The following is a 12035-nucleotide window of genomic DNA, read 5'->3' on the forward strand; positions in this document are numbered from 1 at the left end:
TGTGCTGAAAGCATCAGAATTGATATTGAATGCAGATGGCAGCATTTACCACCTGGCATTAAAACCACAAGACCTTGCCCCTACGGTGATCACCGTAGGGGACCCTGAGCGGGTTACTGGAGTTTCCAAGTATTTTGACCGGATTGTGGTCAAAAAGGAAAAACGGGAATTTCATACCCATACCGGGTATTATAAAGGAAAACGGATCACCGTAATATCTACAGGTATCGGTACTGACAATATAGATATTGTCTTTAATGAACTGGATGCCCTTGTTAATATCGACCTCGAAGACCGGAAGATCAGCACTCCGTTAAAAAAGCTAAACATTATAAGGATTGGAACCTCCGGCAGTCTTCGAAAGGAGATAGAAACCGATAGTTTCCTTCTAAGTCAATACGCCATAGGATTCGATAACCTCGCTCATTTTTACCGGGGAGCATCGGTGGTACATCCCGAACTCTCCGAAGCCCTTTCGGCTCATTTGCAACGTGACACCGCCCACAGCCAACCTTATGTGGTACAGGCAGACGCCGATCTCGTTGCGATCTTTTCCGGGGAGGATATCAGATCCGGGGTAACTGCCACCAATTCCGGTTTTTACGGCCCCCAGGGAAGACAACTCCGTGTCCCGGTAAAGGATCCTGATTTCCTGGATAAACTGGTTGATTTCCAATTTAACGAATTACAGGTAACCAATCTTGAAATGGAAACCTCCGGAATTTATTTTCTTTCTAAAATGATGGGACACAGCGCCATTTCCCTGAATTGTATTCTCGCCAACCGAGCCAGCGGGACCTTCTCTTCACGGGGAGGCGAACGCATTGATGATCTCATCCGGCTAACCCTGGAAAAAATCGCCTCTTCCAACTATTTTCCGAAATAACAATCACTTTTTAGTTCTAAAAATTCCTTTTGTTAAAAATCCATCTTACTTTTAGTTGGGATTACTAAAATGTTTAGAGGTGAAAACGATACGAATAGTAGGAGTCCCCGAACACTTTAACCTGCCATGGCAACTGGCCATAGAGGAAGGTGCATTTGCCGAGAGAGGCATAGACCTTGAATGGTCTGATGTTCCGGAGGGTACAGGGAGGATGTGTGAGATGCTGCGAACGGAAGAAACAGACCTCGCCATAATACTAACAGAGGGCATTACCAAGGATATCATTGCCGGAAGCCCAGCAAGAATCATACAGGAATTTATTGCCTCACCCCTCTACTGGGGTATTCATGTAGATGCTCACAGTTCCTATAAAGAATTGAAAGAGCTTAAAGGAAAAACCGCTGCCATTAGTCGTTTCGGAAGTGGCAGTCACTTAATGGCCTATATAAATGCCGATAACCTGGGATGGGATACAGAGCAATTGGAATTTTCTGTGGTGAACACTATTGAAGGTGCCGTTAGCGCCCTGGGTGCGGGAGAAGCCGATTATTTCATGTGGGAGCATTTCACTACCAAGCCCCTTGTAGATAAGGGCATCTTTAGAAGATTAGGCGATTGTCCTACGCCCTGGCCCTGTTTTGTGATCGCGGCTTCTGAAAATGCCGTGAGAGAAAACACCCCGGCACTTAAACACATACTTGAAATAATTAATACGTTGACCCTTGAATTCAAGGAGATTCCAAGTATAGACAGGATGTTGTCCAACAGGTATGAACAGGACCTTACAGACATCCGCGAATGGCTGGCCCTCACTACCTGGAGCCAGGAACAAATCACTCCGGTTACGCTAAAAAATGTTCAGGACGAGCTCGGGAAATTAGGAATTATCAAAGACAGACTGTCGTTTTCAGAACTAACTACCACTTTATAGGTGCCTTCCCCTTTTCTTCCAAATACCTGTTGCATTTGGAAAAATGACGATTCCCAAACCAATAGCCCCGGTTTGCACTTAAGGGTGAGGGATGTCCGCTTTGTAAAATAAGATGCTTTTCCTTATCTATAAGACGATGCTTTTTACCTGCGAAGCCTCCCCATAACATAAACACGACTCCCTCACATGCATCTGAAATACGCTTAATGACCTGGTCTGTGAATTTCTCCCATCCTCTACCCTGATGGCTTCCAGCCTCTGAAGCCCTAACAGTCAGCGTTGCATTAAGCAATAAAACACCCTGACGGGCCCAGTCCCCGAGATCTCCTGAATCAGGGTAAGGCTTTTCCAGGTCCTCCTCCAGCTCTCTGAAGATATTCCTTAGGGAAGGAGGATGAGGAATTTCCGGAGAAACAGAAAATGACAATCCATTTGCCTGCCCCGCACCATGATAAGGATCCTGGCCTAGAATTACTACCTTCAGCTCCTGTAAGTCACATAGATCAAATGCCCTGAAAATCTGTTCCTCCGGGGGATAACATGGGTTTTTGCTATACTCTTCCCCCACAAAACGTTTTAAAGAGGTGAAATAATCCTTTTGGAGCTCGTCTTCCAGAATAGCCTGCCAGCCGTTATTTATTTCCATATTCATGATACGCAGTAGTGTGATTTAGGTTTTCCCTTAGCGTTACTTAAATGCAGTATAAGTTATGTAAATTTGTCCTGCTCAAAAAGAGTCCTGTAACTGCAATGAACAAAATAAGTAATAAAACCTTAAATGACCTGGAGTTGCAGAAAGTTCTGGTGCAAATCAGTGATTTCTGTTCAACGGCTCCGGGAAAGGAACTGGCCTTAAAAACGACCCCATACCCCGACGAGGATACACTGTTGGAGGTACTTCATCAAACCAATGAATACCTGGCCTCCTTTGACAATAATAATAAAATTCCCAACCATAATTTCGACCCGATTCATGAGGAGCTCAAGATGCTCAAAATCGAGAACAGTATCCTTGAAGTGGGAAGTTTCAGGAAAATAAGCAGCATCTCAGATACGGTAAACCAGCATCTGAAATTTTTTATGAAATTTGAAGAGTACTACCCACAATTAACCCGGGCCTGTAGTCATATGGAATACACCACCCTTTTTGTGGATGAAGTAGGAAAAGTGGTTGACCGCTTCGGAGAAATAAAAGACGATGCTTCAGATGCCTTATACCACATAAGAAAGGCTATTGGACTGGTCAGAAATAAGATCAATCAAAGTTTCGGTGCCGCCTTGTCATCCTACGCTTCCTCCGGTTTTCTTGACGATATCAGGGAGAGCGTTATTGACAACAGAAGAGTTCTGGCCGTTAAATCCATGTATCGCAAGCGCGTTAAGGGGAGTATCATGGGGCAATCCAAGACGGGAAGCATCATCTTCATGGAGCCAGAAGCCACCCATCAATACAACCGGGAACTCAATAACCTTCATTTTGAGGAAAAAGAGGAAATTCAACGTATCCTCAAGGTATTAACCAATACCATCAGGCCCTACAGGGAGTTACTTGAGGATTATCAGGAGTTTCTTTCTCTTATGGATTTTGTTTCAGCCAAGGCCTTATATGCCAGGGAGATCAATGGATTACTTCCGGAGATCAACCAGGAAAGAGAATTGTATTTCCGGGAGGCCTACCACCCTTTATTGCTGGTAACCAATAAAAGAGCTCAAAAACCCACCTACCCGCAAACGGTTAAGCTTGAACAGGAAAACCGGATCATTGTGATATCCGGGCCTAACGCGGGAGGTAAAAGTATCACCCTAAAAACAGTGGGATTGCTGCAACTTATGTTGCAATGCGGCATTCTTATTCCTGTACATGAACGCAGTTCTACTTTTTTCTTCGAAAGGATTCTCACAGACATAGGCGATAATCAATCCATAGAAAATCACCTGAGCACCTATAGTTACAGGTTAAAGAACATGAATTATTTCCTGAAAAAGTGTAATGACAAAACATTATTTCTTATTGATGAATTTGGAACAGGAAGTGATCCTGAACTTGGAGGCGCCCTGGCTGAAACATTTCTGGAAGTCTTCTACGAAAGAGCATCTTACGGCATTATCACCACCCACTATGCCAATTTAAAAATGCTGGCGAATGAACTTCCTCATGCCACCAACGCCAATATGATGTTCGACAGAAAAACCCTGGAGCCGGTATTCAGACTGGTACTTGGGGAAGCGGGTAGTTCTTTTACATTTGAGGTGGCTCAGAAAAACGGCATCCCTTACAGCCTCATTAACAGGGCGAAGAAAAAGATTGAACGCGGCAAAGTACGCTTTGATGCTACCATAGCCAAGCTCCAGAAGGAACGTAGTAAAATGGCTAAAACCTCCAGCTCCCTTAAGGAGGAAGAGGAAAAGACACGGGAGGAAGCAAAGCGTCTTGAATCCCTGAACCAAAAACTAAAGACGAAGCTGGAAGGCTACCAGGAACTCTTTGATCATAACCAACGGATGATCTATCTCGGAAACAAGGTCAATGAAATCGCAGAAAAATATTTTATCAACAAGAAGAAGCGACCTTTGATCTCCGAATTTTTAAAGATCGTAGAGACCGAAAATGCCAAACGTAAAAAGGAATCTGCAGCAGAAAAGCGCAACGAACGGGAGCGCAAGGAGAAGATCGCAAAAGAACTGGAGTCTAAGGTGGCCGTGATTCGGGAGAAGAAAAAGAAGGAGAAAAAGCAAAAGGTTGCTGAAATCCAAAAACCCAAACCTAGACCTGTTTTAAAAGTTGGCGACCGTGTCCGGCTGGAAGATGGAAAAGCTGTAGGAAGTATCGATGCTATTGAAAAAGATAAAGCTATCGTAAATTACGGCATGTTTACCACCACAGTGGCCATGACTAAGCTGGAATTGGTGGAAGCCAAGAAAAAATAATACCTATTATAAATTGTTATATTTCGGGCATGGAACTGGAAGCAGGTAAAAAAGTAATTTTATTCGACGGGGTTTGCAACCTCTGTAATGGTGCGATCAACTTCGTGATCAAAAGAGATCATCAGGATCGTTTCCGGTACGCCTCTCTGCAAAGTGAGATCGGAAAGGCCTTGCTGAAAGAGCGCAAAATTGATACCAATGAGATCGACTCCATAGTGCTGATAGAGCCCGGGGTAGCGTATTTTGTGAAATCCGATGCTGCCCTTGAAATTGCGGAGGGCCTTGGATGGCCCTGGAAAACCCTTTACGTTTTTAATTATATTCTCCCAGTGCAGTTGAGGGATAAACTCTACGATTTTGTTGCCCGAAACCGGTATAGGTGGTTCGGCAAAAAAGACCAGTGTATGATTCCTACCCCTGCATTGAGGTCGAAATTCCTGGACGCTTAACCTGGTATTAAAAAATAGTGGACTCCGAATAATTTTAATGGCCCCGAAACGTTATTATTGTGATCCAAAACTTAATTCAATGCTATGAGAATACTCCAAACCCTTACTTTATTTTTGTTCGTATGTGCAGGATTGATTTCCTGCGGAAATGCCGATGATGACTTTGGGAACAACCAGGGTATAGATCCTTGCCTGGATCTGGGCACCTTCGAACTAAAGATCTCCATTCAGGATGAATACACTACCCTACCGGGAAAGGTATCTGTTTTTTTTAAGGTGAATGACAAATCCGGAAATCCGGTTGCAGATTTAAGCGCAAGCGATTTTAAAATTTATGAAAAGGGAAGGAACGACAACTGTTTCAATCCTATTTCTCCGACAGAATCCAACGCGAGAATTTCTCCTAATGAACAAATTTTTAAGCAGAACACCATATTGGTTCTGGATTTGAGTAATAGTGTACTTAGTGAAAGTCTGTTCGAATTAAAGAGTGCCTCTGTGAGTTTTATCAGGAATGTAATGCCCTTAAATCCCAACCCTTCTTATGAAATGGCCATCTATTGGTTTGACGGGGAAGATGAACTACATCAGTTGCAGGAGTTGAGCAGCGACAGAAATGTTTTGATCAATGCAGTGGAAAGTATTGATCAGAATATCAGCCAAGACCCGTCCACAGACCTTTACGGTGCAGTGATCAAGTCTACAGACATTGCAGAAAATTTGTTATCGCAATCTGAAACCGAAGACATTATCTCTGCCGCTTCTGTGGTGATCTTTACTGACGGAACAGATCAGGCAGGTCGATACACCAGGGATGCTGCTCTGAATAAGGTTAAGAATGCCAATGACAACATCAGCTTTTTCAGTATCGGACTGGGGAGTGAGATTGACCAGGCAGTTCTTGAAAAGATAGGAAAGACCAGTAGTGTTTTTGCAGCAAATAAGGAAGAACTGGAAGCCACGTTTAATGAGATCTCTGATGCAGTCGGAGGCCAGGCCCGTAGTTTTTACCTCTTTGAATACTGCAGCCCGAAGCGAGACGGCAGTGGCGTGAATCAACTCGTAATACAAGCACTTGACGGCTCAAGAACCGGAGCGGTACAAACCAGTTTCGACGCCAGCGGATTTACCTCTGGATGCCAATAAGATCAGGTTTGGCATGCGCATAAAAAAAGCACCCTTAACCGGGTGCTTTTTTTATTGATAACACTTCACAATGTTTATTCTTAGTTTCTTAAAGTAATCCTCAGCGAGCCAGTCCCTGTAATTTTTGGTGCTTTTACTGATACACTGGGCATACCTGTTGATGCGGCATTCTATATCGTCTTTCAGTTCCATAGCCAGCATACGGGCTTCATAGGCATCCTCACTGTTATCCACACACATTTTGGTATGCTGTTCAAGAGATCGTTCCAGGATCACCTTAGACTTTAAACCGTTTTTAAGTACTTCATCGTAAACCTTTTCCACATCGAAGGTCACATCCTGAGTTTCTGCAAACTTTTCCCTGAGCTTTGCCGGCATCTGGTAAAAGAAATTTCTCTCGATTTCCTCATCATCCTTTATGCTCTCCAGGTAGAAATCGGGATATTTAAAGATATGCTTCCAGTCTACAGGCTCGTTCCACAATCCGAAACGTGCGACATTATTTCCCAGGTCAATTACCGTGAATTTATTTTTATTGGGTAAAACCCTTGAACCCCGGCCGATCATTTGAAAATACAGCGTCAGGGATCGGGTCGCCCTGTTCAGGATGATACTTTCCACGGTAGGTTCGTCAAAACCAGTGGTCAGGATACTCACTGAACTTAAGATAGCATCAGGGGTATTGCGGAACCATCTTAGGATTTCCTTGCGATCTTTACCGCTGTGGGTATTGTCGAGGTGACGTACCGGGTAGCCAGCCTCCCTGAACAGCTCATAGACGTACCAGGAGGTGTTAATCCCATTATTGAAGATCAGGGTCTTCTTTCCTTTAGATCGTTCCTCATAGGCGGTCAGGAGTTTCTCCTGCATATCCAGTTTGGAGTAAAGCGCCTCGGAAGATTTCACCGTGTAATCTCCGTTAATACCTACTTTCAGAGAAGTAAGGCCCACGTCGTACGAATAGATCTCAGCCTTGGCCAGAAACCCTTTATCGATGAGCGCCTGAATGGGTTCCCCGGTAATAAGTTCATTGTAATTATCCTTCATCGGGAGCTTGATATTCGAGCTCAGAGGAGTGGCCGTAACCCCGATGATAAAACTCTGCTTAAAGAAAGACAAAAGTTTTCTGAACGAATTGTAATGCGCCTCGTCAATTATGACCAGGCCTACATCATCAATCTCAAGTTTGTTGTCATGCAGACGGTTCTTTAACGTCTCTACCATAGCAACAAAACACATATATTCATGCTGGTCGGGAAGATCCTTAACCTTACTGTTAATGATCTTGTTCTTTACATTGAATCCGCGCAGCATTTTTGAGGTTTGCTTACTGAGTTCTATCCGATGAGTTAGTACAACCACCTTCTTGCCAAAGGTTTCTATATACCTCCTGACGATCTCCGAAAAAATAACCGTTTTCCCACCTCCCGTTGGCAATTGATACAACAAATGGTAATTAGAAGGGCGATGATTAATGCGATCGAAGATCTGGTCTATAGCACCTTTCTGATAGTCGTATAGCTCTTTTTTCTCTATTTCATCTATCGCATACATAGTTTCAGGGCTCCTAAATTTTAAACCAGCAAAATTAACCGAAATAAGGGATACCCTGAAATTTTAAGCCCTTAAATCTCAAAATTAACAGTTGCTGAAGGATTTAGCTGCTGCCGGGAATTTCTATTTAGGGAATACTTAACATAATTCCCATGGTGTTCCGCCTAATAAAGAGTAGTTTCGCGTTTTAATTAAAAAACAGGCGTTTAGCCCAAATAAAAAAACGTTTTATGAGTCAAGTAAAAGCGAACGACACTGTAAAAGTTCATTACACCGGAAAACTTTCTGACGGACAGGTTTTTGACAGTTCTCTCGAAAGAGAACCGTTAGAATTCACCCTCGGACAAGGAATGCTTATTCCCGGTTTTGAAAACGGGATCCTGGATATGAAGGTGAACGAAAAGAAAACCCTTGAGATCCCGGTGGAACAAGCCTACGGTGAAGTGAGGCCAGAACTTGTTCAGGAAGTTCCAAAAAGTGACCTGCCTGAAGAGTTGGAACCTAAAGTAGGAATGGGACTGGTTTCTAAAACCCCGGACGGACGTGAGATCCCCCTGGTGGTTTCCGAGATCAAGGAAAACAGCATCATGGTGGATGCCAACCATCCGCTGGCCGGAAAAGACCTGATTTTTGAAGTTGAAGTTATCGAGATCCTTTGATCTGATAATAATTTGTTATAACGGGTCCGGGTATGCAGTTGCATACCCGGATTCTTTTTTTCACCCCCTCCCTACCCGCTTTACAGGTTTTTCCGGTCAATTCTCTTAAAATTATACTAAAGTTTCTGTAAAAGAGGTAGTTATCCTGTTGTCTTCTTGCTTTTCTGATAAAAAAATGTTATAAAGAGTGGGTAATTCCCTAATAACATCATTTTTATGAGACAATTAAAGATCGTAAAGCAGGTTACGAACCGCGAATCCAAATCCCTGGACAAATACCTACAAGACATCAGTAAGATCGATATGATCACTGCAGATGAGGAGGTGGAACTGGCAAGGCGGATTAAACAGGGAGACCAGGCCGCTCTCGAGAAACTCACCAAGGCTAATTTAAGATTTGTGGTATCGGTGGCCAAGCAGTACCAAAACCAGGGACTAAAGCTTTCCGATCTTATCAATGAAGGAAACATCGGGTTGGTAAAGGCCGCAAAGCGCTTCGATGAAACACGTGGATTCAAGTTTATATCCTATGCAGTATGGTGGATTCGGCAATCCATATTACAGGCACTGGCCGAGCAATCGCGAATTGTACGGTTACCGCTGAACAAAATAGGCTCGATCAACAAAATCAATAAAGCCTTCTCTTTCCTGGAGCAAAAACATGAACGCCCGCCATCGGCAGAGGAGATCGCCCGCGAGCTGGACATGACCGTGAAAGACGTCAAGCAATCCTTGAAGAATGCAGGCCGCCATGTTTCAATGGATGCCCCGCTAAAGGAAGGAGAATCCTCCAACCTTTATGATGTGGTAAGATCCGCAGAATCACCCAATCCAGACAAAAAACTATTACATGACTCCCTGCATACAGAGATCACCAGAGCTCTTGACACACTGTCGACCCGGGAAGCTGATGTGATCAAGCTCAATTATGGCATTGGCCTGGAGCAGCCAATGACCCTGGAAGAGATAGGAGATATTTTCGATCTTACCAGAGAACGCGTAAGGCAGATACGGGAAAAAGGAATCCGGCGATTACGGCACAATTCAAGAAGTAAGATCCTTAAAATGTATTTGGGCTGATTTTAGCAGCATTTTAAGACACCTCAAACATCCTTACCCTGCTTTTATTACGTATATCACACTAAAAGCTTTTGCATGAGGTGGCACACACTAAACACATATAAAAAAGTTTTGGCTATCATAATTGGTAGCCTTTTCTTTTTGTTTACCCTTTTTATTATTTCTGTTTTTTCCGGTTTCTGGGGTCCCCTCCCCTCCGGGAAAGATCTGGAGGAACTCCAACTGGACCTGGCAACCCTGATAACAGATCACAATGGAGTTCCCATTGGAAAGATCTATCAACAGGACAGGGAGCCCGTTCGGTATGAGGATTTACCCGAACATCTTACAGAAGCTCTTATCGCGACAGAGGATGCCCGATTTTATGAACACGATGGCACAGATACCAGGAGTCTTATGAGGGTATTCATTAAAACCATCCTTCTTCAGGATGCCTCTTCCGGCGGCGGAAGCACCATAACCCAGCAGCTAGCTAAAAACCTGTATGGCCGGAAAGAAATGGGATTTGTCGGACTGGTAGCGCATAAGATACGGGAATCTGTCATTGCTTCCAGGCTGGAAGCACTGTACACTAAGGAGGAAATCCTGGAAAAATACCTGAACACGGTGTCATTTTCAGACAACACCTATGGAATAGAAAGCGCATCCAGGCATTTTTTCAGCACCCCGGCAAAAAATCTCAGTATTGATCAAGCAGCCGTGCTCATTGGTACCTTAAAGGCCACTCATACCTACAATCCCAGGTTATTCCCTGAGAAGAGCCGGGAGCGACGCAATGTGGTGCTCGCTCAGATGACTAAGTACGGTAAACTTACGGAGGAGCGTTATGACAGCTTAACAAAACTGGAGATCGACCTCCGGTTAAATACGAACCGCACGAGCAGGGGGGTTGCCCCCTACTTCAGGGAACAGGTAAGAAAGCAACTGGTACAATGGGCCAGGGATTACCAAAAGGAATCAGGAGAAGAACTCGACATCTATGCAGACGGACTAACCATTAAGACCACACTTGACCTTGAAATGCAGGTCAAGGCAGAAAATGCCTTGAGAACACATATGGCTCCATTGCAAAATGCATTTGAAAAATCTTATGGAAAGCAGGCACCATGGATAACCGACAAAAAACTTTTAGCCTCCCTGTACCGAAATTCTGCCCCTTATAAGGATCTGGCAAATAAGGGTCTTGGTGAAAGCGCCATAATGGACTCCCTGGATAAAAAAGTTACCCGGCAAGTGTTTAGCTGGACCGGAGATGAAATGAAGCAACTAAGCATAAAAGACAGTTTACAGCACTACCTTAAACTTCTTAATGCAGGATGGGTAAGTGTTGAAGCCTCTACGGGAGCCGTGAAAACCTGGATCGGCGGCATTGATTACCGTTATTTCCAATATGACCATGTGGCCCAAAGTAAACGCCAGGTGGGCTCGGTATTTAAACCTATTGTATACGCCACGGCTATCGAGCAGGGCATTCCTGCATGTAAATATTACGAGCTGAGAAAGGTGGAATACCAAAACCTGGAAGGCTGGACCCCGGACAATGCTTCAGACAAGGAAGACAAGAACTATATGAACTATTCTATGGAGTACGCTTTGAGCAGATCGGTTAATACGGTCGCTGTAAAAGTACTCGAAGACGCCGGGATAAACAATGTGATCACGACCGCTAAAAAAATGGGAATCGACACCGAGCTGCCTCAGGTCCCGTCATTGGCTCTGGGAACGGCCGAAATCTCTGTCCTGGAAATGGCAGAGGCCTACACCAGCTTTTTAAATGAGGGCAAGAGCAGTGAGCCGTATTTTATTACTGAGATCCTGAATAAGGAGGGAGAGGTACTTTATAGAAGGGAGGATCGTAATACAGAGAGGGAGGCCGCTTTTTCGCCACGTACGGCTAGTCTGGTTCTTCAAATGCTCCGTTCGGTGGTCAATGATGGTACGGCGAGAAGAATCAGGGATCAATACGGAATACAAAGTGATATTGCAGGAAAGACAGGCACCACTCAAAACAATAAAGACGGCTGGTTTATAGGCCTTAGTAATGACCTGGTAAGTGTGTCGTGGGTCGGGCTGGATGATCAAAGGGTTGGATTCAGCAACACAGCTATAGGGCAAGGCGCCAATGCCGCATTACCTATGTTTGCCTTATGGTGGAAAGACCTCCAGAAAACACCTGAATTAAAACACGTTACCAATAGGACTTTTGCTTCTCCGGAAGCGGATATTTTGGAAGATCTGGATTGCGACCCAACAAAAAAGGATGGATTTTTTAAACGATTGTTCAAGAACCCGAATAAGACAAAACGCAAAAATTTCGAAGGCCTTACAGAAGAGACAAAATAAAACACAGACAGGTTTTTAAACTCTGGAAATCCCCTTACTTTTGTGGGTGGAAATTCTTC

Annotated in this window: 10 protein-coding genes; 8 read left to right on the top strand and 2 right to left on the bottom strand. The window is 44.1% G+C overall.

The genetic code is table 11. The features are described from left to right. Position 1: 1 nt before the first annotated feature. Both K7R11_RS10165 and K7R11_RS10170 read left to right on the top strand, forming a co-directional pair. Positions 2–886: a nucleoside phosphorylase gene (locus tag K7R11_RS10165; RefSeq protein ID WP_224490445.1), complete on the top strand. Its 885-nt coding sequence runs from the start codon at positions 2–4 to the stop codon at positions 884–886. Between the two features lie 79 nt (positions 887–965). Beyond that, complete coding sequence (locus K7R11_RS10170; protein ID WP_224490447.1) at positions 966–1817, top strand: substrate-binding domain-containing protein; 852 nt, start codon at positions 966–968, stop codon at positions 1815–1817. Here the strand turns inward: K7R11_RS10170 and K7R11_RS10175 are convergent. Beyond that, positions 1804–2469: a uracil-DNA glycosylase gene (locus tag K7R11_RS10175; RefSeq protein ID WP_224490448.1), complete on the bottom strand. Its 666-nt coding sequence runs from the start codon at positions 2467–2469 to the stop codon at positions 1804–1806. The two genes, K7R11_RS10170 and K7R11_RS10175, sit on opposite strands and share 14 nt — an antisense overlap. A gap of 98 nt (positions 2470–2567) precedes the next feature. On the opposite strand from K7R11_RS10175, the gene K7R11_RS10180 reads away from it, so the two are divergent. From K7R11_RS10180 to K7R11_RS10190, 3 genes are all read left to right on the top strand, one after another. Next, positions 2568–4745 (top strand): endonuclease MutS2, encoded by a 2178-nt coding sequence (locus tag K7R11_RS10180; RefSeq protein WP_224490450.1) that lies wholly within the window; start codon positions 2568–2570, stop codon positions 4743–4745. Between the two features lie 29 nt (positions 4746–4774). Then, positions 4775–5194 carry a thiol-disulfide oxidoreductase DCC family protein gene (locus K7R11_RS10185; RefSeq protein WP_224490451.1) on the top strand — a complete coding sequence of 140 codons (420 nt, stop codon included), beginning with the start codon at positions 4775–4777 and terminating at the stop codon, positions 5192–5194. A gap of 84 nt (positions 5195–5278) precedes the next feature. Then, entirely contained in the window at positions 5279–6340 is a 1062-nt protein-coding gene (locus K7R11_RS10190) for a vWA domain-containing protein (RefSeq protein WP_224490453.1), read from the top strand. A 51-nt stretch (positions 6341–6391) separates the two neighbouring features. Here the strand turns inward: K7R11_RS10190 and K7R11_RS10195 are convergent, their stop codons facing one another. Then, the gene (locus K7R11_RS10195; RefSeq protein ID WP_224490455.1) at positions 6392–7894 is read right to left on the bottom strand and encodes a DEAD/DEAH box helicase; all 1503 of its coding nucleotides are present in this window, start codon (positions 7892–7894) and stop codon (positions 6392–6394) included. Between the two features lie 230 nt (positions 7895–8124). On the opposite strand from K7R11_RS10195, the gene K7R11_RS10200 reads away from it, so the two are divergent. The 3 genes from K7R11_RS10200 to K7R11_RS10210 all read left to right on the top strand — a co-directional run bounded on the left by K7R11_RS10200 (position 8125) and on the right by K7R11_RS10210 (position 11976). Further along, a complete protein-coding gene (locus K7R11_RS10200; RefSeq protein WP_224490457.1) occupies positions 8125–8553 on the top strand; it encodes an FKBP-type peptidyl-prolyl cis-trans isomerase in 429 nt (142 codons plus the stop codon). 216 nt (positions 8554–8769) lie between these two features. Continuing rightward, positions 8770–9633 carry a sigma-70 family RNA polymerase sigma factor gene (locus K7R11_RS10205; RefSeq protein ID WP_224490459.1) on the top strand — a complete coding sequence of 288 codons (864 nt, stop codon included), beginning with the start codon at positions 8770–8772 and terminating at the stop codon, positions 9631–9633. Positions 9634–9744: 111 nt separating this feature from the next. Then, complete coding sequence (locus K7R11_RS10210; RefSeq protein ID WP_224490462.1) at positions 9745–11976, top strand: transglycosylase domain-containing protein; 2232 nt, start codon at positions 9745–9747, stop codon at positions 11974–11976. The last annotated feature ends 59 nt before the right edge of the window (positions 11977–12035 follow it).

Origin of the sequence: Robertkochia flava (assembly GCF_020166515.1) — a bacterium.
GTDB classification, from domain to species: domain Bacteria; phylum Bacteroidota; class Bacteroidia; order Flavobacteriales; family Flavobacteriaceae; genus Robertkochia; species Robertkochia flava.

What these genes read in the sequence shown, in the direction of transcription:
- K7R11_RS10175 (WP_224490448.1), bottom strand. Translation starts at nt 2,469, where the DNA reads ATGAATATGGAAATAAATAACGGCTGGCAGGCTATTCTGGAAGACGAG.
- K7R11_RS10180 (WP_224490450.1), top strand. Translation starts at nt 2,568, where the DNA reads ATGAACAAAATAAGTAATAAAACCTTAAATGACCTGGAGTTGCAGAAA.
- K7R11_RS10185 (WP_224490451.1), top strand. Translation starts at nt 4,775, where the DNA reads ATGGAACTGGAAGCAGGTAAAAAAGTAATTTTATTCGACGGGGTTTGC.
- K7R11_RS10190 (WP_224490453.1), top strand. Translation starts at nt 5,279, where the DNA reads ATGAGAATACTCCAAACCCTTACTTTATTTTTGTTCGTATGTGCAGGA.
- K7R11_RS10195 (WP_224490455.1), bottom strand. Translation starts at nt 7,894, where the DNA reads ATGTATGCGATAGATGAAATAGAGAAAAAAGAGCTATACGACTATCAG.
- K7R11_RS10200 (WP_224490457.1), top strand. Translation starts at nt 8,125, where the DNA reads ATGAGTCAAGTAAAAGCGAACGACACTGTAAAAGTTCATTACACCGGA.
- K7R11_RS10205 (WP_224490459.1), top strand. Translation starts at nt 8,770, where the DNA reads ATGAGACAATTAAAGATCGTAAAGCAGGTTACGAACCGCGAATCCAAA.